Annotated in this window: 18 protein-coding genes; 7 read left to right on the forward strand and 11 right to left on the reverse strand. The window is 67.7% G+C overall.

Annotation, left to right across the window (positions count from 1 at the left end):
- The first annotated feature begins 306 nt into the window (after positions 1–306).
- On the forward strand, positions 307–2,145 hold the full coding sequence (locus EJB06_RS06880) for a DUF885 domain-containing protein (RefSeq protein ID WP_126073266.1): 1,839 nt from the start codon (positions 307–309) through the stop codon (positions 2,143–2,145).
- A 328-nt stretch (positions 2,146–2,473) separates the two neighbouring features.
- Here the strand turns inward: EJB06_RS06880 and EJB06_RS06885 are convergent, their stop codons facing one another.
- The 4 genes from EJB06_RS06885 to EJB06_RS06900 are packed head-to-tail and all read right to left on the reverse strand — an operon-like array spanning position 2,474 to position 6,975.
- A complete protein-coding gene (locus tag EJB06_RS06885; protein ID WP_126073267.1) occupies positions 2,474–5,104 on the reverse strand; it encodes a hypothetical protein in 2,631 nt (876 codons plus the stop codon).
- Positions 5,105–5,119: 15 nt separating this feature from the next.
- The gene (locus EJB06_RS06890) at positions 5,120–5,956 is read right to left on the reverse strand and encodes a fimbrial biogenesis chaperone (protein WP_126073268.1); all 837 of its coding nucleotides are present in this window, start codon (positions 5,954–5,956) and stop codon (positions 5,120–5,122) included.
- Positions 5,957–5,981: 25 nt separating this feature from the next.
- A complete protein-coding gene (locus EJB06_RS06895; RefSeq protein ID WP_126073269.1) occupies positions 5,982–6,470 on the reverse strand; it encodes a DUF4402 domain-containing protein in 489 nt (162 codons plus the stop codon).
- Positions 6,433–6,975 (reverse strand): DUF4402 domain-containing protein, encoded by a 543-nt coding sequence (locus EJB06_RS06900; RefSeq protein WP_126073270.1) that lies wholly within the window; start codon positions 6,973–6,975, stop codon positions 6,433–6,435. The genes EJB06_RS06895 and EJB06_RS06900 overlap by 38 nt, the downstream gene beginning before the upstream one ends.
- Positions 6,976–7,343: 368 nt before the next feature.
- Between EJB06_RS06900 and EJB06_RS06905 the strand changes: the two genes are divergently transcribed.
- From EJB06_RS06905 to EJB06_RS06920, 4 genes are all read left to right on the forward strand, one after another.
- Complete coding sequence (locus tag EJB06_RS06905; RefSeq protein ID WP_126073271.1) at positions 7,344–8,606, forward strand: sensor histidine kinase; 1,263 nt, start codon at positions 7,344–7,346, stop codon at positions 8,604–8,606.
- Complete coding sequence (locus EJB06_RS06910; protein ID WP_126073272.1) at positions 8,603–9,376, forward strand: LytR/AlgR family response regulator transcription factor; 774 nt, start codon at positions 8,603–8,605, stop codon at positions 9,374–9,376. The genes EJB06_RS06905 and EJB06_RS06910 overlap by 4 nt, the downstream gene beginning before the upstream one ends.
- A gap of 143 nt (positions 9,377–9,519) precedes the next feature.
- Positions 9,520–10,029: a hypothetical protein gene (locus EJB06_RS06915; protein WP_126073273.1), complete on the forward strand. Its 510-nt coding sequence runs from the start codon at positions 9,520–9,522 to the stop codon at positions 10,027–10,029.
- Between the two features lie 86 nt (positions 10,030–10,115).
- Entirely contained in the window at positions 10,116–11,414 is a 1,299-nt protein-coding gene (locus EJB06_RS06920; RefSeq protein WP_126073274.1) for an NAD(P)/FAD-dependent oxidoreductase, read from the forward strand.
- Positions 11,415–11,478: 64 nt separating this feature from the next.
- Here the strand turns inward: EJB06_RS06920 and EJB06_RS06925 are convergent, their stop codons facing one another.
- A complete protein-coding gene (locus EJB06_RS06925; RefSeq protein ID WP_126073275.1) occupies positions 11,479–12,201 on the reverse strand; it encodes a sensor histidine kinase in 723 nt (240 codons plus the stop codon).
- A gap of 73 nt (positions 12,202–12,274) precedes the next feature.
- Positions 12,275–13,897 carry a response regulator gene (locus EJB06_RS06930; RefSeq protein WP_126073276.1) on the reverse strand — a complete coding sequence of 541 codons (1,623 nt, stop codon included), beginning with the start codon at positions 13,895–13,897 and terminating at the stop codon, positions 12,275–12,277.
- A 295-nt stretch (positions 13,898–14,192) separates the two neighbouring features.
- On the opposite strand from EJB06_RS06930, the gene EJB06_RS06935 reads away from it, so the two are divergent.
- Entirely contained in the window at positions 14,193–14,600 is a 408-nt protein-coding gene (locus tag EJB06_RS06935; protein WP_126073277.1) for a hypothetical protein, read from the forward strand.
- Positions 14,601–14,956: 356 nt separating this feature from the next.
- Here the strand turns inward: EJB06_RS06935 and EJB06_RS06940 are convergent, their stop codons facing one another.
- From EJB06_RS06940 to EJB06_RS06960, 5 genes are all read right to left on the reverse strand, one after another.
- Positions 14,957–16,366, reverse strand: a complete 1,410-nt coding sequence (locus EJB06_RS06940) for an IS4 family transposase (protein ID WP_164557852.1) — start codon at positions 16,364–16,366, stop codon at positions 14,957–14,959.
- 197 nt (positions 16,367–16,563) lie between these two features.
- Positions 16,564–17,544 (reverse strand): GGDEF domain-containing response regulator, encoded by a 981-nt coding sequence (locus EJB06_RS06945; RefSeq protein WP_126073279.1) that lies wholly within the window; start codon positions 17,542–17,544, stop codon positions 16,564–16,566.
- 146 nt (positions 17,545–17,690) lie between these two features.
- Entirely contained in the window at positions 17,691–20,681 is a 2,991-nt protein-coding gene (locus tag EJB06_RS06950; RefSeq protein WP_229426965.1) for a PAS domain-containing hybrid sensor histidine kinase/response regulator, read from the reverse strand.
- On the reverse strand, positions 20,678–21,742 hold the full coding sequence (locus EJB06_RS06955; RefSeq protein WP_126073280.1) for a cobalamin-independent methionine synthase II family protein: 1,065 nt from the start codon (positions 21,740–21,742) through the stop codon (positions 20,678–20,680). Before EJB06_RS06955 ends, EJB06_RS06950 begins: the two co-directional genes overlap by 4 nt.
- A gap of 123 nt (positions 21,743–21,865) precedes the next feature.
- The gene (locus EJB06_RS06960) at positions 21,866–22,693 is read right to left on the reverse strand and encodes a response regulator (protein ID WP_126073281.1); all 828 of its coding nucleotides are present in this window, start codon (positions 22,691–22,693) and stop codon (positions 21,866–21,868) included.
- 411 nt (positions 22,694–23,104) lie between these two features.
- Here EJB06_RS06960 and EJB06_RS06965 point away from each other — a divergent pair, with 411 nt between their 5' ends.
- Positions 23,105–23,332 carry a hypothetical protein gene (locus EJB06_RS06965; RefSeq protein WP_126073282.1) on the forward strand — a complete coding sequence of 76 codons (228 nt, stop codon included), beginning with the start codon at positions 23,105–23,107 and terminating at the stop codon, positions 23,330–23,332.
- The last annotated feature ends 73 nt before the right edge of the window (positions 23,333–23,405 follow it).

Below are 23,405 nucleotides of genomic sequence, written 5' to 3' on the forward strand. Positions count from 1 at the left end.
TGACCTTTGACGAATGACTGGGGGATGGCGCGATTGTACCGGCTCGGGCCGGCGACTCTGGCATCGTGGCCCGCCATGCTACCCCAGTCGGGGCCGTCATTCCAGTCCCTTACGGTAAGCAATTGTCGCATTTTGTCGCGCCGGCGCCGTGCGGCGGACCGTGCGGATCGGGTGTTTCGCCTGTATTGACGGGCGCCGTTGCGTGCCGGGGTGGTGGTTTCCGGGGGCAATCCATGATAAATTCTGTCGCGCTCGGGTTCAGGCCGTCTGAACCGGGCCCATGACAATGACACAGGAGATTCCCGCATGCCTACACCGTTCCGCCGCGCGCTCGCGCCCCGCTTGACCGCCGCGCTGGTGGCCCTGTCGCTCGGCGCCGCCGCCGTGCCGGTGCTGGCGGCCGCCACGGGCGCTGTCGCGGTGGCCGGCGTCGACCAGCGCGACAGCGCCTTCGACAAATGGGCCGACGGCTTTGCCGCCGACTGGGTGCGCCTGTCGCCCCAGCGCGCCACCGGCGACCAGTACTTTGCCGGCGCCGAACAGCAGGCGCTGGACCGCCAGCTGGCGCCGATCACGCCGGCGCAGCGCGCCAAGTACGCGGCACTGGCCAAGGCTGGCGTGGCGCGGCTCGACCGCTTCCTGGCCGGTTCGCTCGACGCCACCGACCGCGTCTCGGCCGAGACCATGCGCTGGTCGCTGCTCAACCACCTGGCCGGCGCACCGTTCGAGGACCACGCCTTCGTGTTCTCGCAATTCGGCGGGACCCATATTGCGCTGGTCAACTTCATGACCAGCACCCACCCGATGCGGCGCGCGGCCGATGTCGACAGCTACCTGGCGCGCCTGGCGCAGATCGGCGAGCGCATGGACCAGGCCAGCGCGCGCGCCCGCGCCGCCGCTGCGCGCGGCATGCTGCCGCCGCGCTTCATCCTCGAGCGCGCGCAGGGCCAGGTCGACGCCTTCCTCAAGCCGGCGGCCGAGAAAAACGTGCTGGTGCTGTCGCTGGCCGAACGCACTGCCGCGCTGTCCGACCTGACGCCCGCCGCGCGCGCCGCCGCCATCGAGAAGGCCACGGCCATCGTCGGCAAGACCATCCTGCCGGCCTATGCCCGGACCCAGGCGCTGCTGGCCGGACTGCACCCGAAGACCGGCGACGAGGCCGGCATCGCGCGCCTGCCCGACGGCGCCGCCGCCTACAGCCACGCGCTGGCCAGCTACACCGGCACCAGCCTGACGGCGGCGCAGATCCACGCCATCGGGCTGCGCGAAGTGGCGCGCATCGAAGGCGAGATGGACCGCCACCTGCGCCAGCTCGGCTTCACCGAAGGCAGCATCGACGCGCGCATGAAGGCGCTCGACAAGACCTTCCAGCCGGCCGCCGATCCCGATCCGCGCGCGGCGATTCTGGCCAGCTATGTCGCCATGGTCAAGGATGCGGAAAAGCGCAGCGCCAGCCTGTTCAACCTGATGCCGCGCGCGCCGGTGGAAGTGCGGCGCGAACCGCCGCTGACCGAAGGCAGCGCCTCGGCGCACTACAGCCTGCCGGCGCCGGACGGCAGCCTGCCCGGGATTTTCTGGGTACCGCTGCGCGGGCCGGCGTTCGACATGATCCGCATGCGCAGCCTGGCGTATCACGAAGCGGTGCCGGGTCACCACTTCCAGCTCGCGATCCAGCAGGAGCTGGCCGGCCTGCCCAAGTTCCGCACGCAGCGCATTTTTGGCGGCGGCAGTGCGCACTCCGAGGGCTGGGCGCTGTACACCGAGCGGCTGGCGGTGGAAAAGGGCTGGTACGAAGGCGACGTGCCGGGGCTGCTGGGTGCGCTCGGCTCCGAATTGTTCCGCGCGCGCCGGCTGGTGGTCGATACCGGCCTGCACAGCAAAGGCTGGACGCGCCAGCAAGCGATCGACTACGGCATCGGTGCGGCCGAGGTCGAGCGTTACGTGGTGTGGCCTGGGCAAGCGTGTGCCTACATGCTCGGCATGCTGCGGATTCTGGAGTTGCGCGAAAAAGCGCGGCTGGCGCTGGGCGAGCGCTTCACCTTGCCGGCCTTCCACGACGTGATCCTGAAAAACGGCTCGGTGCCGATGGATGTGCTTGCGAAAATCATCGACCAATGGATCGCCGACCAGGCCAAGCCCGCTTGACCTCTCCCAACCGGGGTCAGAGCTTTAACTAGAAATTTTGTTAAATCCTAGGGTGGCCTCGGCAATATTTCTCAACCGGGGTCAGAGCTTTGACTAGCATTTTTGTTAAATTACGCGCGGCAAATACTGCCGCTTCGTGGCGTTTCCACAGCGTTGATGCGCTTGTCGATGAGCTTATGCAGACGAGTTGACGTGGATTTGGCGGCCAATGTTAAATGTTGCAGGTCAAAGCTCTGACCCCGGTTCGGCCTAGGTCATGAAATATTGCTAATTAAAGCTCTGACCCTGGTTGTAAGAGCATTCTGAAGCGGCTGTATGTCGTTGCGCATTATTTGCTGATGTGGAAGTCTTTGCCGTTGACGATGGTGCCGGCGGAGTCGATGGTGATCAGGTGCGTGCCGCTGTCTTGCAGGCCGAGCCTGGCGAGCTGCGCCGGGGCAATGCGCAGAAGATAATCTCCCGGCGCAATACCGCCCAGCACGTAGTAGCCATCCGCACCGGTGCTGGTCCTGCCGGCCACGTTGCCGCCCTCGTCGAGCAGCTCGATCTCGACCTCGCCCATGCCGCGCTTGCCGCCGGCGCCATCCAGCCAGACGCTGCCGTCGATCTCGCCCGTGATCCCGACCGCCACTTCCAGCCGGCCGACCTTGCCCGGCCGCGGGACCAGCCGCCGTCCCGCTTCGCGCGCCTGCCATTGCGGATCCTCCAGCGTAGCGGGGTCGATCGCAATGTCGGCGTGCTGGTGCGCCGGCAAGCGGTTGAGGTAGGCCACGCCGTCGCTCCCGGTGCGCGCCGGATGGGCGCCGCCGTTGACGGCAAATCCCGCTCCCTCGATCGGGGCGTCGTCGCCATCCATCACGCCGTTGCCGTTCTTGTCGAGGAAGACACGCACCGAGGCCGCGCCGCCGCCGGCCATCGGCACGGCGTCGTGCAGCCAGCGTCCGCTCCTCGGTTCCTGGCCGAGCGCCATGAAGAGCTGGATGCCGCCGCCGTAGTCGCCGCGGCTGGTGTAGAAGGTGCTCACGCCAAGGCCGATGCCGCCCACGCCCTTGTTGAGCGAGGCGCTCCAGCGCAGCTGCGGGTCGGCGAAGCTGCGCGTGACGGCAGCGTTCACGAGGTAGCCGTTGCCGATGAATTTGTCGGCGGCCAGCGCCAGCGTCGACAGGCCGGCGTCGGGCAGGATGGCGTAGTGCAGCTGGCCGCTGATGCCGATGCCGGCCACGCGCCGCGTCGCCTGCACGCTGCCGTCGGCCTGGCGCGTCCCGCCGGCGGCGCGCCAGTGCACGCTGCCGCTCATGGCCGTGCCCTTGCGGTAGGCCGACAGGCGCGCGCCGGCCTCGTGACGCGTAGCGCCGGACGCCAGCCGTTCGCGCCGCAGTTGCAGCGCCAGCGGCAGCGGGACCGCTACGGCGCCGGGCAGCATGCCGTCCAGGCGCAGTTCGTCGCGGCTGCGCAGCGGGTCGGGACCGGGCACGAACAGTTCGCTGGCAAAGCGGTCCAGCCGCGCGTGACTGGCGCCGAGCGCGATCGCGCCAAGCCGCGTCTTGAGGCCGACCCGGGCCAGCCTGCCGCCGTCATCGGCGCGCGCGATCGCGGCGTCGGCCAGCAGCGCGCGCCAGTAGCCGTGCAGGCCGAGGTTGGCGTAGCGCCGTTCGCCGCCCTCCAGCGCCAGGCGCACCAGGCCGCCGCTGGCGCTCAGCTGGGGCAGCAGGCCGACCTCGGCCTGGGCCAGCGCGCGTCCGCCGCCCTGGGCGCTGGCGCTCCAGGCCACGGCGCCGGGCGCCAGCACCGCCTGGTCGATCAGGAAGCGCTGGCGTTCGACGCGCAGTTGGCCGAGCGGGCCGTGGAACACCAGGCGGAATTCGTTGCTGCCGTAGATCAGGGGCTGGTCGTCGAAGCGGTAGCGGCCATCGGGGCGCGCTTGCTGGAAGCCGATCAGGGCGTCGTTGAAGTACAGCTCGACGTCCCAGCCGGGCGCCAGGTCGCCTTGCAGCGTGTGGCGGTCGGCGCGCGCCGGCTGGCCGAGCGCGCGGTTGGACAGGGCCACGCCGGCGCCGTCGTTGCTGGCCAGGGCGATGTCGGCGACGCCGCCGGCGAGCACGCTGCCGACCTGGATCGTGCGCGCTCGCAGTGGTCCGAGCAGGCCGGCGTCGGGGTCGTTGCGGGACAGCGTCAGGCGCGCGCCGGCCCTGGCGCGGCTGGCGGCGCCGAGGTAGAGCGCCGCTTCCATGCCGGCCAGGTCGGCGGTGAGGTAGGCGGTGTAGCCGAGCGTGCCGCCGCCGCGCCCCAGGTCGGCGCTCACGGTCTGGTCGATGAAGGGCATGCCGGCCAGCGCGTAGGGGGTGTCGAGGCGGGCGTAGGCCGGGGCAGGGGCGCCGTCGCGGCGCCGCGCCGGGCCGCCGCGCGACTGGCGTTCCAGGCGCGCCTGCAGCGGCAAGGTCTCGCGCGCGCGCACGCGCAGCACCAGGCTGGCCATGTCGATCTCGAGGTCGAGCGGCAGCCATTGCGCCAGCAGGCCGCTGGCGACATAGAGATCGTCCGGCTGGCGCAGCACCCGCGCCGCATCGAAGCCGGTACGGCGCTCGCCGCTGACGACCGTACCCTGCGCCAGGTCGAGCCGGAAGCCGCGCTGTTCGTCGAGGATGTAGCCGCTGGCGATGCCGGCGGCCGGATCGGTGCGGATGGCGATGGTCAGCAGGCGCGCCAGTTCGCCCAGCGGCAGCTGGATGTCGTCGCCGTGCTGGTAGGCGCCGACGGCGTCGGCGACGAGGTGCTCTCCGAGCCGCACTTCGAGCACCAGGTCGGGACCGCCGGCGGCGCGCGCGGGCGCCGGCAGCGCCAGCAGCGCCAGCAGCACCATTAGCACCGGCAGCACCGGCAGCACCAGCAGCACCGGCAGCACCGGCAGCACCGGCAGCACCGGTCGCAGCGGGACGCAATGCAGGGGCACGCGCACCATCGCGCGGCGCGCCGTTCAGGGCAGGGCGAGCGTCGCTTCGGCCAGCACGGCGCCGCCGGCTTCGGGCCGTTCGCGATAGCGCAGGTGCACGCTGCCGCGCGCCAGGCTCACGCCGGCGGGCATGGCGAGGCTGGCCTTGCGCAGCGGATTGGGCGTGTAGATGGCCACGCCGGCCGCCTTGGCCAGCACCTGTTCGGCCCCGCCCTGCGCTACGAAGACGGCGCTGATGTCGCCGTACACCGAGCTGTCGCCGCTGCGCGCGATCTGGAAGTCGAGGTGCGTGCCCTGGCCCGCCTGGCGCAGCGCCAGCGCGCCCAGGGTCACGCTGGCGCCGGCGGTCTGGTGCCGCACGATGACCGGGATCGAGGCGCCGATCAGGGAGTTGAGCACGACCCCGATCTGCTGCGGCGCGGCGCCCTGCTGTTCGACGCTGGTGGCGCCGCTGTCGGCCAGTTTTTCGAAGTGCAGGTGCGAGCGGTATTCGCCCGCCGCCAGTTCGGCCGGTTTGCGCAGCATGACGCGCACCACTTGCGCGCTGCCCGGCTGCAGGGTGACCTGGCGCGGCGAGAACGTCAGCATCGCGTCGGCGAAGCGGTCGTCGGGACCGGCGCTGTCGACGCCGGTGAATTCGCCGCTCTCGCTCATGCGCCGGTTGACCAGGCGGATGCGGTAGGTGGCGGGCGTGCTGTCGCTGTTGATCAGTTCGACCTGGGCGGCGCGCTGGTTCTTGACGAAGACGATGCGGGTCGGGTTGAGCATCAGGCCGGCCAGCGCCTGCAGCGGCAGCGCGGCCAGCAGGGCAACGGCGGCGAGCAGGCGCGCGGCGCGCGGGAGAGAGTAGGTGGAATGCATGGTGGGCCTCGCAGGACGGGATCGGCTATTGATATTCGATGGTGATGTGGAAGCTGCCGCTGTAGTTGCCGGCGGCCTGGCCGGCGCCGACCTGCAGGGTGGCGCCGATCGACAGCAGCTGGCTGCCGCCGCTCAGGACGCCGCCGCCCGCAGGGGCGCTGGTAAAACCGGTGAGCGCCATGCTGGCCGCGCCGGCGCTGATGGTGGCGCCGGCCGGCAGGCTGACGATGTAGACCAGGTTGGCGTTTTCCGGCTTGCTGTCGCTGATGGTGAAGCGGGCCGGGGCCGCCGCCGACGGCAGCAGCAGGACGGCGCCGCCGGCGCTGCGCCTGCCGTGTGCATCGACGCTGACGCTGCCGGGACCGGCGGCGGCGAAGCGCCCGAACGCCAGGCCGCCGGCCGGCGCGGCACTGAGCTGGGCGCGCGCCGGCAGGGCCGCCAGCAGGAGCGCCAGCAGCGCCGCCAGGAGGCGCGCCTCAGTTGTATTCGACGGTGGCGACCACATCGCCGGCATACACGCCAGGAGCCTGGTTGGCGCCCACGGTCAGGGTGCCGCCCACATACAGCGACTGGGTGCCGCCGGCGGAGAGGACGCCGGCCGTGGCCTCGCCCGAGGTGGCGTTGGCGCCGGTCAGGTCGCTGAATTTGGCCAGCGCCATGGTTTCGCCGCCGCCGCCGGTGTTGGTCAACACCGCCGTGCCCGAGTGGGTGATGGTGAAGGTGCTGCCCGGCTCCCCGGTAATGTCGAACCTGGCGGCACTGGCGCTCGAGGCGCCCATCGCCACCACGCCGCTGACGGCGCGCACGCCGCTGGTGCTGACGGTGATGGTCCCGCCGGCGGCGGCGGCAAAGCTGCCGAAGGCCAGCGGCACGCTCGACACGATGGCGATCGGGGTCACCACGGTGCCGCCGGCCACCGCCGTCGCCTGCGCGGCGTGGGCCGGCATGCCCAGGCCCAGGCCGATGGCGATGACGGCCAATGCGGCCAGGGTGCGTTGCTGTTGGATCGTTGTCTTCATTCCAGCTCCTTGTTGGTCGGTGATTTTTCTTTGCAGAAGCTCTTTCTGCCAAGGAATAGTACCTGCGATCCTTCATCGAAAATCCTCGTGCCCAGGACCTTGCGCCAAAGCTTGATATGCATCTAAGGCAGGCTGCCCGGGCGGGCCGCCGTGTTGCGCAATTGCCGCGCAAGCGTGGCGCGCCGGCGACGGCTGGGAGGCCGTTGCCGGATGTGTTATCTTTCAGAAGGGAAATACTGGCGCGGCGGCGGCCGGGAGGGCAAAGCGGGGTTTCGTCGGCGCCGGCGCGGTTTCGTCGGAATCGGTTTTATCCGCCCGCGGCCGCTTGCTATAGTCGTTTCCACTTCTCCCTGACTGGAATGCCGACCATGACGAGTTTTTCTTTTATCTTCCGTATCACCTTTGCCTGGACCCTGGCCAGCATGGCCGTGGCCGTGTTCATGGCGCAGACCCTCCTCAGCCACCGCGACAGTGGCGGCATGCTGGTCCTGCTGGTGCTGGGGGCGATGGCGTTTGCCGCGATCAGCGCGTTCTCGCACGTGCGCCGGGTGCGCCTGCTGACCGGCCAGGTCGACCGCGGCACCCTGGCCAGCCGCCAGCGGCGCCAGATCGAGGTGCCGTTCGAAGCGGGCGAGACCTTCGACATCATCGACGCCGCCATCCGCGACCTGCCCGGCGCGGAACAGGTCGACAGTGCGCGCGACAGCCTGCAGGTGCGCGCCAAGATCCGCTACCTGCATCCCTACGGCGGCGGTGTAATGTGGCAGATGACCGGCCACACCGGCCCCAGCGCCAACCAGGTGATCGTCACGGTCACGCCCAACGGCGATGCCGGCAGCGTCACCCTGATCTGCGAACCGGAGCGCGGCGCCTGGACCGACTGGTTCCTGGTCGACGGCGGCGCCAACCTGGAAAACGCCGACGCCATCGGCCGCGCGGTGGCGCGCCGGGTGGCCGAGCGGCGCCGCAGCGAGCAGGCGGCGGCCGTGCAGTCGGCCACCGAGAAGGAGCTGACGGTGGCCAAACTGAGCCTGCTGCACGCGCAGGTCGAGCCGCATTTTCTGTACAACACCCTGGCCAGCGCGCAACTGCTCACGCGCAGCGATCCGGCCCGCGCCGACGAGATGCTGGGCAACCTGATCGCCTACCTGCGCAACTCGCTGCCGCGCACCGACGACGCGCTTTCGACCCTGGGCAAGGAACTGGAACGGGCGCGTGCCTATCTCGACATCCTGGTGATCCGCATGGGGCCGCGCCTGCGCCTGCAGGTCGAGGTGGCGCCCGAGCTGCACGGGGCGCCGTTGCCCTCGATGATGCTGCAGACCCTGGTCGAAAACGCGATCAAGCACGGGCTGGAGCCCAAGGCGGGCGGCGGCACGGTGTGGATCATCGCGCGCGTCGTCGATGGCGTGCTGGCGCTGACGGTGGCCGACGACGGGCGCGGCTTGAGCGGCGAGGGCGGCGGCACCGGGATCGGCCTGCGCAATGTGCGCGAACGGCTGCGCCTGGCGTACGGCAATGCGGCCAGCTTTACCATCGTGTCGAATTATCCGAGCGGGGTGGCGGCGACGATCAGCGTGCCGTACCAGCGCAATGCGGCGGCCTCGCCGGTACTGGAGAAAGTAGCATGATCGATTGCGTGATCGCCGAAGATGAATTGTTGTTGCGCGACGAGCTGGTGCAGTTGCTGGCCGGCGCCTGGCCGGAGCTGCGCATCGTGGCCGTGTGCGACGATGGCGGCAGCGCGCTCGACGCGATTGCCGCGCACACGCCGCAGGTGGCCTTCCTGGATATCCGCATGCCGGGCTTGAGCGGGCTGGAGGTGGCCGGCGCGCTGGCCGAGGTCAGCCCGGCCACCCAGGTGGTGTTCGTCACCGCCTACGACCAGTATGCGATCGACGCCTTCGATCGCGGCGCGCTCGATTACCTGCTCAAGCCGGTGGCGCCGGCGCGCCTGGCGGCCACCGTGCAGCGGGTCAAGGCGCGCCTGGCCAGCGCCAAGCCGGACGACGGCGCCCTGGCGGCCTTGCTGCGCCAGCTGGGCAACGCGCTGCCGCCGCCGGCGCCGAGGAACGAGCCGCTGGTGTGGCTGACCGCCAGCGCCGGCACCGAAACGCGCCTGATCATGGTCGAGGATGTGGCGTATTTCCAGGCCGACAGCAAATACACGGTGGTGATGACGGCGCAGGGCGAGGCGCTCCTGCGCAAGCCGATCCGCGAACTGCTCGACGTGCTCGATCCGGCCATCTTCCGCCAGATCCACCGTTCGACCATCGTCAACGTCAAGGCCATCGCTTCGGTGGCGCGCGACGAGAGCGGACGCGGGATGCTGCGCCTGCGCACGCGCCCGGAAACCCTGGCGGTCAGCCAGCCTTTCATGGCCTTGTTCCGCGCCATGTAGGGACGCGGTCGAGGGCTGTGTACGCTGGCGTACCGACGGCGCCGTTGCCTTTGCTAAACTAATGGATGTGAGCGGCAAGTCGCGTGGCGGCCTGCGCCCACGGTGCGCCTGCCGGGCGCGCCTACTCTTTAAGTGAGGCAAGCATGAAACACATGATCGTCGCCATCGCCCTGCTGGGCGCGAGCCTGTCCGGGCAGGCCCAGACCAATGTCAGCATCGATATCGGGCAGCCCGGTTTTTATGGACGCATCGAGCTGGGCGACTTCGGCCGTCCGCCGGTGGTCTACAACCAGCCGATCCTGGTCGAGCGCTACGCGCGCGCGGCGCCGGAGCCGGTGTATCTGCGGGTGCCGCCGGGGCACATGAAAAAGTGGAGCAAGCATTGCGCGCGCTACGACGCCTGCGGGCGCCAGGTGTACTTCGTGCGCGACGACTGGTACACCAATACCTACGCGCCGCGCTACCGCGAGATGCGGGGCGGGCGCGACCGCCATCACGACCACGAGCGGGGACGCGATCGCCATGACCGTCATGACCGTCATGACCGTTACGAGCGCGACGATCGCGGCGTCGACCGAGGCCATGGCAACGGGAACGGGAACGGCCATGGCAATGGCAACGGGCGCGACCGGGAAACCCAAGGGTTCCGCTGACACGGCGCCGGTGCCGGGCGTATTGCGTGGGCGCGCCCGGCCCCGGCGCGGTAGACTGGTGTTGTCAAAAATTGAAGGAGATTGTCTTGCGTGGCGAAATTGTGATTGTCGGTGGCGGGGCGGGCGGCCTGGAGTTGGCCAGCAAACTGGGCCGCAAGCTGGGTCCGTCCAAGGTGTTCCTGGTCGATAGCCGCCTCTCGCATATCTGGAAACCCTCGCTGCACGAAGTCGCCGCCGGCACCCTCGATATCCACCAGGAAGGCTTGTCCTACCAGATGCTGGCGCACGACAATGGCTTCAGCTTCGTGTACGGCGCCCTGACCGGTCTCGACAAGGCTGCGAAACGCCTGACCATCGGCCCCATCCGCACGCCGCAGGACGAGGAAGTCCTGCCCGAACGGACGCTGGAATTCGGCGCGCTGGTGATTGCCGTCGGCAGCACCTCGAACTACTTCGGCGTGCCCGGCGCGCAGGAATACACGATTTCCCTGAACGCGACCGAGGACGCCGAGCGCTTCCGCCTGCAACTGCTCAAACTGCTGGCCCGGGCCGATGCGCGCAAGCCGCAGGAGCCGGCGGCCGGCGTCGACATCGTCATCATCGGCGGCGGCGCCACCGGGGTCGAACTGGCGGCCGAGCTGCGCGAAGCGAGCGCGGTGTACACCACCTACGGCTTCCAGCACCTGCGGCCGCAGCAGGATGTACGCATCACCCTGCTCGAAGGGGCGCCGCGCATCCTCGCGCCCCTGCCCGAGCGGGTCTCGAGCGCGGCCCTGAAGCTCCTGCACGAACGCGGCATCAAGGTGGTCAACGAGTGCCGCGTCACCAGCATCGCGCCCGACCAGGTGAGCGACAAGAACGGCAATGTGTATCCGGCCGACCTGTGCGTGTGGGCGGCCGGGATCCGCGCCCCGGCATTTTTGGCCACGCTCGGCTTGCCGCTGGCCAAGGGCGGCCAGATCGAGGTCGACGGCTTTTTGCGCGTCAAGGACGCGCCGGGCATCTACGCCATGGGCGACTGCGCCGCCTGCGTCGACGCCGAGGGCAAGATGGTGCCGCCGCGCGCCCAGGCCGCGCACCAGCAGGCCGACTACCTGCTCGCCACCTTCCTGCGCGCGCAGCGCGGCCAGGCGCCCCAGACCAAACCCTATACGTACAAGGATTACGGCTCGCTGGTCTCGTTCGGCCAGACCACCACCGTCGGCAGCCTGATGGGTTCGCTCAAGGGCTTGAGCTGGTTCGTGGAAGGGTTCTTCGCGCGCATGATGTATGTCAGCCTGCACCTGATGCATCACGCGGCCGTGCTCGGCCATGTGCGCACCGGCGTGCTGGCGCTGGCGCGCTTCCTGATCAAGCGCAGCACGCCGCAGGTCAAGCTGCACTGAAGATGGCGCTGCTGTCCGGGGGCGGCCCGGCCGCTTGACAAGCGTGTTTGCGGGCGCGTCGGCCCTAGCCGCCGACGGCCACCGGCGCCTTCGGCAGGGTCAGCGTCAGCACCGTGCCGCGCTCGCGTGCCGGCATCACCGACAGCGCCCCGCCCAGGTAGCGGGCGCGTTCGCGCAGCAGGCGCAGGCCGTGGCAGCCGGCCGACTCGCCGGGCTTGTCGCCCGGACCGACGCCGTTGTCGCGCACCGTCAGCATGATCTCGTCGCCGCCATCGTCGAGGATGACGTCGACTTCGCTCGCGCCGGCGTGCGCGGCGATATTGCGCAAGCCTTCTTCCAGCGCGCGCAGCAGGGCGACGCCGTGTTCGCGCGCGTAGCTTTCGTCTTCGTCGGGCAGGCTGCAGCGCGCCACCAGCTGGTGCTGCTTGCCGAAATCGCCGACCAGCTCGGCGATTGCCGATTTGATGCCCAGGAATTCCAGCTTGTCGTTCCAGAGCGACAATTGCATGTCGCGGTTGGTGTTGATGATCGTCATCAGCAGCTGCTTCATCTGGGCGGTGCGGTCCTGCAGCGCCTTTTCCTTGGGCATTTGCTGGGTCAGCAGGGCCAGGTGCATGGTCAGGGCCGTCATCGACGAGCCGAGACTATCGTGCAGTTTGCGCGCCAGCAGGCGCCGTTCCTCATCCCAGCAGGTCGTCAGATGGCCGAGCAGTTCGCTCAGTTCGGCATTGCGCTCGGCAAGCTGGCGGTCGGCGGCGTCGGACGGAGGGGAGGGCGTCAAGGTCATGCTGGGCTCAATGAATGTTTCCTAAATCATACAACAGCTTGTGGGCAGCTGTCGCCGCGCAGGCGTCCGCGCCTCAGGCCGGGGCCGTGGGCGCGGCGCACTGGCCGATGGCGTCGAGCAGGTGGGCGATGTCGACCGGCTTGACCAGGTGCTTGTCGAAGCCGGCTTCGAGCACGCGGCGCTGGTCGTCGGCCAGGCCGTAGCCGGTCAGGGCGATCAGCTTGATGTGCCGGGTGGCGTCGCCCTGGCGCAGGCGGCGCGCCACTTCGTAGCCGTCGATGCCGGGCAGGCCGATGTCGACCAGGGCCACGTCCGGCAGGAAGCTCGCTGCCATCTGCACGCCCTGGACGCCGTCGGCCGCGTGGCGCACCGGGTAGCCGTAGGCGCCGAGCATGGTGGCCATCATTTCGCGGCCGTCGTCGTTGTCTTCGATCAGCAGGATGGCGGGCTTGTGTTCCAGCGCCGCCGGTGGCGGCGCGGCCCCGGGCAGCGCCGCCACGGGGGCGGCGCGCGGCAGGCGGATGACGAAGCTCGAGCCGGCGCTGGCGCCCTCGCTGTGGGCCGACACGCTGCCGCCGTGCAGTTCGACCAGGCGCCGCACCAGCGCCAGGCCGATGCCCAGGCCGCCTTGGGCGCGGTCGAGCGTGATCGAGCCCTGCACGAATACGTCGAATACATGCGGCAGCAGTTCGGCCGAGATGCCGACCCCGGTGTCGCGCACTTCGAGCACGATCTCGTCCTCGGTGTCGGAGACCGCGATGTCGATGGTGCCGCCGGGCGGAGTGTATTTGAGGGCGTTGTCGATCAGGTTGGTGGCGATCTGTTCGAGCCGGGTCGGGTCGCCGTCGACCCAGGCCGGCTCCATGTCGACATTGAGCAGGTAGTTGCCGGTGCGGCCGGTGGCCTTGAAGGTGTCGAGGCAGGCCGATACCAGCGCGGCGACGTCGAGCGTTTGCTTGTCGAGCAAGATCTTGCCGGACATGGCGCGCGACAGGTCGAGCAGGTCGTCCACGATGCGCGACAGGTGCTGGCTCTGGCGCTGGATGATCTGCTTGGCGCGCGCGACCGATTCGGGACCGGCGCCCGCCAGGCCGATCAGCGAGGCGGCGCTGCTGATGGCGCTGAGCGGATTGCGCAGTTCGTGCCCGAGCATGGCCAGGAATTCATCCTTGGCATGGCTTTTCGCCTCGGCCGCCTGGCGTTCTTCCATTTCGCGCGTGAGGCGCTTGTTGGTGGCGGTCAGTTCGGTGGTGCGCTGGCTCAGCTTGTGCGCCTGGCGCCGGAGTTCCTCGTTCTTGGTCGCCAGCGCCACGAACACCTGGACCTTGGCGTGCAGGATTTGCGGGATGACCGGGGTGAACAGGAAGTCGGCGGCGCCGCGCTGGTAGGCTTTCAGGCGATCGATTTCGTCGGCCAGGAAGGCGGTCACGAAGATGATCGGAATGTCGGCCGAGCGCGCGCGCTGGTGGATCGCTTCGGCCGTTTCGAAGCCGTCCATGCCGGGCATGTTCACGTCGAGCAGGATCACGGCGAAGTCGTGCAGCAAGACCTGGCGCAAGGCTTCCTGGCCTGAACGGGCGGAGAGGACGGCATAGCCGGATTCGTCGGCCCATTGGTCCAGCAGACTGGTCAGGGCCAGCAGACTGGCGGCGTCGTCGTTCACGACGAGAATCTTCGGCTTGTCTAAATTGGTCACGTCATTCCTGCACTGCGGTGGTGGTTGAATCACTTCGATTGCCATGCTGCCGGATAGCAGAACCGGAATGGGGGTTCGGACGACAGCGGACGCGGCCGTCATATCCGTACGGCGCTCATCATAGCAACCGGGTAATCCAATGTCAAAATGCAAGCGAATAGGGGCATCGGCAAGCACGGTACGCTACCGCACATACGAGGGAACGGGCGTATGCGATAGTGATATCAGGACAACCGCTACCGCAAGGTACGGCACATCGCCACCATCGTGGCGTGGCACATTGAAAGGGTAAGCCATGAATATCAACACCATCGTCGATGCCGAATTTACCGGCAAATGTTTCCGTGACCTGCGCAATGCGCCGCTCTCCGCCATGCGCGGGCTGAGCACCAAGGACGCCAAGGCCCTGCACGAGGCGTTCAATATCACCACCATCGGCGATCTCGCCAACCTGAAGTTCGTGAAGTGGGCCAGCGCGATCAACGTGCTGGCGGAAGAAGAGTGCGATACCACCGAGCAGGCGGCCAAGGAAACCCTGCTCGACGACGCAGTCGAGATGACCTTCCCGGCCAGCGATCCGATTTCGGTGGACGCGGGCATCACGCGCATCGAAGTACCGCCGGAAATGGTCAATGCCAGCACCGATCACCAGCATGCCAAGTCGATCGAGGCCAGTACCAAGCAGGCGGGCAAGGGGCGTTAAGGTCTCTCGCAAGCGGGCGCGTCTGGCGCCCGTGGCCGTTACACCAAGAACCGTCGTTCCCGCGCAGGCGGGCGCGTCTGGCGCCCGTCGCCGTTACACCAAGAGCCGTCGTTCCCGCGCAGGCGGGCGCGTTTGGCGCCCGTCGCCGTTACACCAAGAGCCGTCGTTCCCGCGCAGGCGGGCGCGTTTGGCGCCCGTCGCCGTTACACCAAGAGCCGTCGTTCCCGCGCAGGCGGGCGCGTTTGGCGCCCGTCGCCGTTACACCAAGAGCCGTCGTTCCCGCGCAGGCGGGAACCCAAGTTCGTGCTGTATCTATTGGCTGCGCCGACAACTTGGGTTCCCGCCTGCGCGCTATGCTATGCCCACATCTTTGCAAGTTTCCAGCCCTGCACCATGCTGTCGAAGCGCTGTAATCCATGCAGCATGGTGATCGGGCCAGGCTTGGCATCGCTGGCATAGCCAGTCCATCCCCCTAGCCGGGCAATTATCCAGCTAGCCCACGCCATGCTATGCATGGCGTGGGGATTCTTCTGCTTGGCGGTCTTCCCTTCGAAGTTGCCCAGCAGTTTTTCCAGTACGGCCACCTCGTCGTCGTCGAATGCGTCGCTCGCCGGTTGTTGCGTCTGGCCGTCGCGGGCATTGGTCAGCTGGAGCGTGCGCGTTGCCGCCAGCGTTGCGATACTGGCCAATTTCACCAATTCGCTTGCCTCCGCTAGCTGACTTGATTCCAGCCCCAGCCCTTGCCGCTTCAACGTACGGAACAACTGCTCGATCTGCCACCGTTGTTCATACCAGTTCACCACCTGGAATGCTTGTTCGGCCGTTTCTACTTTGTGGGAAGTGAGCAGTATCCAGTGCACCGGCTGCTCGCCGGGCAATACTGTTTCGGGGCGCTCCCTCAACTCCACCACCGACAGCGCGATGCTGGCCTGGCGTGCGCGGCATCCTTGTGGTCGCCGGATCCGGACACGCCCATAGCGCAGTTCCATGCGCGCCCGGTGCGCCGTACGGGCGCGCTTGCGCGCGCCATCCGTGCTCCGATAGGCCTTGCCCGCTGGCCGCGCCGACACATCAAGGGCCTGGCAAGCCATGGCAGGTTGCCTGGTCAACGACCCAAACACAGTGCCACCCTCTTCGATCTGTCGGTCCCATCGTGCGCGCGTAAGCAGATGCATATGACCATCGGGGATACGGTCCCACTCTTCATAGATGTCGCTTTCGCGATCTGCCACCACCGTCACGAGCGCCGCCTGTTGCAGGCAACGCTTCGCTCCTTGCCCACCTTCCAGCCAGCACATCGATTCCTTCTCCTCGATGGGCCGTCGCTCAGGCTTTGCTGTGCTGCGCGCCTCACGCACCCATGCCAACCCGTGCGCGATGCCGAGACAAGCGTTGTTTTCAGCATCGACAGCCAGCACCGGATGGATGAACAGCCCGCACCCCTTGTTATTGCTAATGCCACCCAATCCACCAGTGCGTCGGGTATGCGCACTATAGTCCAGTTCGCTGGTGTCCTGAATTGCCAGCACATGGCGTCCGGCCGCCGCTTGCGCGGTGCGTTCGCTGCCGTAACGAATGATCTCACCTGAAGTCACATTGTGATGCTCCAGTAATCGGTGGAAGCGCCTCTGTGTGGCACGATCATCGCTCAACTGCCGCAAACACACCGTACCACGTTCGACCATTCGACAATAGAGCAGTGATCCGGTTTTGCAAAGACGCTTATCACCGAACTCCCCGATACAAGAATCATTGGTCGTCAACATTGCCGTATCCATCGCCGCCTCCACACAACCCAATCTCATCGTCTAGACATACGTCAAAGACAATGTTACAGAAATATGGGCATAGCATAGCGCCTGCGCGGGAACGACGGTTTTACGGTTGCGGGTCGGACGAAATGCGACCTGATTTGGAAGCAAAATAGGGGCAGCGCGCGGCTGGCTTGCAACCGCCCTGCATCTCAACGCCGTGGCGCCACGCCCAGCGTATCCTGCACCACCGGCGCGGTCGGCGTGGCCGAGGTGGCGCAGAAGCGGTTCTTGCCGCCGCGCTTGGCTTCGTACAGCGCGTAATCGGCAATGCTGATCAGCGCTTCCACCGTCTCGGCATCATCCGGGTAAATGCTGATCCCGATACTGGTCGACAGGCGCAAGGTCAGGTCGTTGATGAAGAACGGCTCCGACACCGCCTCGACCAGCTTGGCCGCCGGTCCGTGCGCGTCGGCCAGGCCCGACACTTCGCCCAGCACCACCATGAATTCGTCGCCCCCGAGGCGCGCCACCGTATCTTCCTTGCGCGAGGACGCCACCAGGCGCTGCGCGACGATCTTCAGCACCTCGTCGCCGTAGGCATGACCGTAGGTATCGTTGATCGCCTTGAAGCCGTCCAGGTCGAGATACATGATCGCGGCCTTGTGGTGGTTGCGGTTGGCGTGCTGCAAGGTGGTTTCGATGCGGTCTTCCAGCAGGCGCCGGTTCGGCAGCCCGGTCAGCGGGTCGTGCAGCGCCAGTTCCTGCTGCGCCTTGCTGTACTGCGCCAGCTCCTTGTAGAGCAGGCGCACTTCGAGCATGTTATGAATGCGCTTGTGCACTTCCAGCAGGTCGAAAGGCTTGCTGATGAAGTCGCGCGCGCCCGCTTCGAGCGCGGCAATCTTGAAGGTCGGCTGGGCTGTCAGCGCCAGGACCGGCAGGTAACCGCCCTGTTCAATTTCTTTCAGGCCCTTCATGACCTGGAAGCCGTTCATGCCGGGCATCTGCAGGTCGAGCAGGATCAGGTCGTAGCAGTGCTGGCGGTGCAGCGGACAGACTTGTTCGGGCAGCATGGTCGAGCTGACGCAGTTATAGCCTTCTTCGCGCAATATCGCTTCCATCAGGTCGATATTGTCCGCCGAATCGTCGACGACGAGGATTTTTGCGTTCAGTATGTCTTCTCGGCTTGGCATACGTAGTCTCGGTCAAGGCGGATGGGCGTGCGGCAATAAGCGCACGCGCGATTTTAATATGTTGCTAGTGTAACAGTGTATCGAACATTTCTTGTAGGACAGCGCCGCGTGCGCCGGTAGGAATCCTATTGTATGTTAAGTAACGCTCAGCGCTGCGCACTGTCGGCCATGCTGGCGACCGTGGCGATCAATTCGCTCGGCTCGACCGGCTTGGGGATATGCGCCATGAATCCCGCTTCCAGCGCGCGCAGGCGGTCTTCGGAGCGGGCGAAGGCCGTCAGCGCCACCGCCGGCACATCGCCGCCGCCGGCCGGGCCCAGCGCGCGCACCCGCTGCAGCAGCTCGAAGCCATCCACGTCGGGCATGCCCAAATCGCTCACCAGCACGTCCGGCGGTCCCTCCCGGAACGCCGCCAGGGCCTCGGCCGCACTGGCCGCCGTGCGCACCGTGGCGTTGCAGTCAGATAATATCCGACGAATCAGGTCGCGCGCGTCCGGTTCGTCGTCAACTACCAGAACATTCAGGTGAGAAAGGTCGCGCAGCAGGATGTCGGGCGCCAGCGGCGCCAGCGGCACGGCGGGGGTGCGCCCGGTGCGCGCCGCCGGGCTCTGGCGGTTGGCCGCCGGCAGTTCGATGGTGAAGGTGGCGCCGCGTTCTTCGCCGGCGCTGTCGGCGCGCACCGTGCCGCCGTGCTGCTCGATCAGGTGCTTGACGATCGACAGTCCCAGCCCCAGTCCGCCGTGCTTGCGGGTGGTGGAGGCGTCGCCCTGGCGGAAGCGTTCGAACACGTGCGCCATGAACTCGGGCTTGATGCCGACCCCGGTGTCGTGCACGGCGATGTCGACATGGCCGTCGACCGCGCGCAGTTCGATCCGCACCATGCCGTCGCGCGCGGTGAACTTGATGGCGTTCGACAGCAGGTTCCAGATCACCTGCTGCAGGCGGGCCGGGTCGCCGGCGATCATGCCCACGCCGGGAGCGACCACTTTTTCGAGGCGGATATTCTTGGCGTCGGCGGCCGGGCGCACGGTTTCGATGGCGGCGTCGATGAATACGGTGGGCGAAATGGTCTGCATGTCGAGCAGCACCTTGCCCGAGGTAATGCGGCTCATGTCGAGCAGGTCTTCGATCAGCTGGGCCTGGGCGCGCGCGTTGCGCTCGATGGTCTGCAGGCCGCGCTGCAGGTCGGCCTGGTCGCGGCTGCCGCGCCGCAGCACCTGGGCCCAGCCCAGGATGGCCGAGAGCGGCGTGCGCAGCTCGTGCGACAGGGTGGCCAGGAATTCGTCCTTCATCTGGCTGGTGCGTTCGGCCTCGGCGCGCGCCGAGCGTTCGCTCTCGAGCAGCACCTTGCGCTCTTCTGCCGCGTGCTGGGCCGCTTCGTACAGGCGCGTATTGTCGATCGCCACCGCCGCCTGGGCCGCGATGCCGCCCACGATGCGTTCGGTGCGCGCGCTGAAAATGCCGGTTTCCGGGTGGCTGAAGAACAGGCTGCCCAGCACTTCGCCCGAGCGCGCGATGACCGGCATCGCCAGGTAGCTGCGCACCCCGACCTGGTCCTCGGGCACGCCTTCCTGGACGTGGAAGGCGGGGTAGCGCGGGTCGACGCCGATGTCGTCCGAGCGCAGCACGTTTTCGCCGCGCAGGGTCGGCCCGAACAGGGCGCTGCTGCGCAGCTCGCCGTCGGTTTCGAACTCGGGCGGGGCGGCGCCGGCCACGGTGTGCAGGGTGAACAGGTCGCCGTCGCTATCCTTGCCGTGGTAGAAGAAGGCGCCGAAGCGGGCGCCGCTGATGCCGGTGGCGGCGTCGGTCACGGTTTGCAGGAGCGAACGCAGGTCGCGCTGGGAGGCCAGGGCGCTGCCGGTACTGTTGAGCAGTTCGAGCACGTTCGACTCGTCGCGCAGGGCCTGCTGCACGCGCTTGACCTGGTCGACGTCGGTATTCGTCCCGAACCAGCGCACCACATGGCCGAGGCGGTCGCGCACCGCGTTCACGCGCGTGAGGAACCAGCGGTATTGGCCGTCGGCGCCGCGGATCGGGAATTCCATCTCGAAGGGATTGCCGGTGCGGATCGACTCGTGCCAGCGCTGCAGCATTTGCGGCAGCACGTCGGGGTCGTGCGTCGATTGCCAGCCCCAGCCGACCACCTGGTCGGGCGTGGTGCCGGTGTATTCGTACCAGCGCTTGTTGAACCAGACGATGGCGCCGTCGGCCTGCGCCATCCAGGCCAGCTGGGGAATCGAATTGGCCAGCGCGCGCAGCACTTCCTCGCTCTCGCGCAGGGTGTCTTCGGCGCTCTTGCGGGTGCTGATGTCCTGCACCACGCCGGTCATGCCGAGCACCTTGCCGTCGCGGTCGTAGTCGGCGCGCCCGACCACCGCGATCCAGCACTGGTCGGCGTCGCTGCGGTCGACCCGGCATTCGATGTTCAGGTCGGTGTGCTGGGCGAAGGCTTGCAGGAATTCGGTGCGCGCCATGTCCTTGTCGCCGTCGTGCAGGCGTTCGCGCAGGGCATCCCAGGGCAGCGGGGTCTCGGGCGGCAGGCCGAAAATTTCGGCGGCGCGCGCGCCCAGGGTGACGCGGTCGGGGCCGGCGTCCCAGCGCCAGTCGCCCAGGCGCCCGGCCGACAGGGCCACCTGCAGGCGGTTGCTGCCGTCGAGCAGGGCTTGTTCGTCGGCCTTGCGCTTGGTGATGTCCTGGAAGTAGACGGTCAGGCCGTCGTCGGACGGGTAGGCGCGCAGGTCGAACCAGCTGCCCGGGATCGGGTAGAAAAACTCGAAGCTGACGGTTTCGCGGGAATCCATGGCGCGCCGGTACTGGTCTTCCATGGCGCTGTTGCGCAGTTCGGGGAATTCGTCCCAGATCACCCGGCCCAGCAGGGTGTCGCGGGTCTTGCCGCGCGCCGACAGCAGTTGCAGCGCGCGCGCATTGATGTAGGTGATGCGCCAGCTGCGGTCGACCGCGCAAAAGCCGTCGGTCAGGCTTTCGAGCATGTTTTCCATGCGCGTATTGGCCTGGCGCAGGGCATCCTTGGTTTCGATCAGTTCTTGCTGGGCGCGCTGGCGCGCGGCCAGCACGCTGTTGGCGTTGCGCAGCGCCACGGCGCGCATCAATTCGGTTTCGTCGCGCTCGTCGTTCACAGGCGCTCCCGCAGGATGGCGCTGGCGAGGGCGGTGCCGGCCACGCGCGCGGCGATCTTGGCAAAAGCCGTCTCGCGGCTGGTGGAGCGGTCGTCGCAGAAGGGCGAGAAGCCGCAGTCGTCGGTGCTGCCGAGCTGGGACGGGGGAATGAACTCGGCCGCCCGCAGGAGGCGCTCGCGCACCAGTTCGGGCGTTTCGATGCGCGCATCGATCGGGTCGATCACGCCGACGAAGACGCGCTGGCCCGGCTTGAGGCACTCGGCGATGATGGCCAGCACGCGTTCGGGGTCGCGCTCGCGCGCCAGGGCGATGTAGAAATTGCCGACTTTCAGTTCGAACAGGCTGGGCAGGAGTTCGGCGTAGTCGACGTCGGCGCTATGGGTCGAGTCGCGGTCGGCGCCGGGGCAGGTGTGGACCCCGATCAGGGCCCTTTCTTCGCTGGAAAAGCGGGACAGGGCCAGGTTGTTCAGGTCGATGAAGCTCGACAGCAGGGCGCCGCTCGGGTCGAGCTTCATGGCCAGCCGGCCTTCGGTGAAGTCGACCTGCACCTTGTGCGCGCCGCGCTCGAGGCAGCGGCGGATTTCGGTCTCGTGTTCGCCCAGCAGGTCGTCGATGAACTGGTCGCGCGAGTAGCCGGGCAAGCCTTCTGGCGGGTACATCAGCGACAGCGCCGAGGGCGAGATGACGGCTTGCTTGACCGCCACCGTGGCATAGCGCTGCGCCACGGCCAGGTAGCTGTCGGCGTAGCGCTCGTAGCGGAACGGCGCGCGCGTCAGGCGCGGCATGCGCCGCGTGTGGCCGTCCGCGAACGGAATCTGGAAGCCGTCCGGCGCGGTGTTGGGCGAGCCGTGCACGCAGTAGGTCCAGAAGTTGTGGTACTTGCGCTGCTCGCCGTCGCTGATGACGGTCGAGCCGGTCGCTTCCATGCGCGCGACGGTATCGCGCACGGCGTCCTCGTACAACGCGTCGAGTTCGCTGGCGGACAGGGTGCCGCCTTCGACGGCGTCCATCAGTTCGGTGGGCCGCGGTATGCTTCCGATCGGCTCGGTGGGAATCGTCATCTGTCTGTCGGCAATCGTGAAGGAATGGGCGGGGCGGGCCCGCAACGTCTCCTGCGCACGGCATCGGCGGCGCCGTAAGATTCTAGCCCACCGGCGCCGCGTCGAACCACACAGTAGGTCTGATCATACTCCGGCCGGCAGGCGCTGGATAATCGTCGCCAGCGCCGCTTGCAGCTGTTCGAGTTCGTAGGGTTTTTGCAGCGACTGGTGCGCGAACTCGACATGGCGCAGCAGGGCGTCGCCGTAGCCGGAGGCGAAGATCACGTTCAGGCCCGGATGCAGGCGCACCGCCTCGCGCGCCATGTCGACGCCGGACATGCCGGGCAGGCTGACGTCGGAGAACAGCACGTTGTAGCTGCCGCGCGCCATCTGCGCCAGCGCGGACTCGGCGTCGCCCACGCCGTCGGCGTCGTGGCCGAAGGCGCGCAGCATTTCGACCACCAGGTATTGCGAGTCGAGGTTGTCTTCGACCACCAGGATGCGCAAGCCCTCGGCGGGCGCGGGCAGGCTGGCCGCGGGCGCGCTCGGCGCCAGCGCGCACAGCACGCCGCCGACGGTGTCGCCGTCGCGCACCGGGGTGAAGTAGAGGTCGTAGTCGGCGGTGGCGAGCGCGCCGTCGCGCACGAAGCCGAGCGGCTGGCGTTCCAGGCGTTGGGTGGAGCCGGCCAGGGCCAGGGCCAGGGCGCCGGGACAGGCCGCCAGCGGCGCCGGCCAGACGGCGGGAACGCGCCCGCCCGGCGCGCGCGGATGGCGCGCCCCGGCCAGGTCGGCATAGGCGTCGTTGAACACGACCACGCGGCGCGGCCCCCATACCAGCAGCATCGGCAGCGGGGTGTTGAGGACGATGTCGACGCACAGGCGCAAGGCGCCCGGCCAGGCGCCCGGCTCGCCGAGGTCGGAGGTGCTCCAGTCGGCGCTGGCGACTCCGGCGGCGTTACCAGTTGCGTGCATGTGTAGGCTGTTTCATGAAAATTGGAAAGGTTGAATTTGTAGAAACGAAAACATGAGCGAATCGTACACCAAATGGGGTGAAATAGGCCTTTTTGCTGGGGGAGGGAAGTGTGAGGTAGGTGCGGGGACGCCGCCGGCCTGGGTCGCCGGGCGGGCGCTTTCGCGACCATTGCGCTGGCAACGGGCACGGTATCGCGCATGACTGCGCATCGATGGCTTGCGGGCCGGCTATGGAACGATGACGGACAGGCAAAAAAAAGCCCGCTCAGAGAGCGGGCTGAATCTATTTTCTTGGAGGAGAATAGAGGAGACAGACGCATTATGCTGCGGTGCGGAAAATAAATCTAATTGATGTTTGTGATGTCAGTTATCCGTTCTATTTATAGCTCAAATACAAACAAGGAGTGATTCATGGCAAGTATCGTCAAGCACAGGAAGGTCAACATCGTGGTCCTCGAGCAGGACGAGCCGATCGGCGACCATTGCAAGCCGGGCGACATCGCCATCCGCGCGGGCGCCGACGGCTGGTGGACCAGCTTCATCGGCGACGACGGCGCGGTCGACAGCTACGACATTCCCTACCCGAGCTACCAGGAAGCCCTGTGGGCGGCCAAGGCGGCGGCGGAGTTCGGCGTGTAGGCCAGCCGGCCCCCTGTCGGCAAAGCGCCACGGCACCCAAGAAACCAACGCCGGCGAATAGCTGTTAACGTGC

The organism is Massilia atriviolacea, from assembly GCF_003953935.1.
Classification (GTDB): Bacteria; Pseudomonadota; Gammaproteobacteria; order Burkholderiales; family Burkholderiaceae_D; genus Telluria_A; species Telluria_A atriviolacea.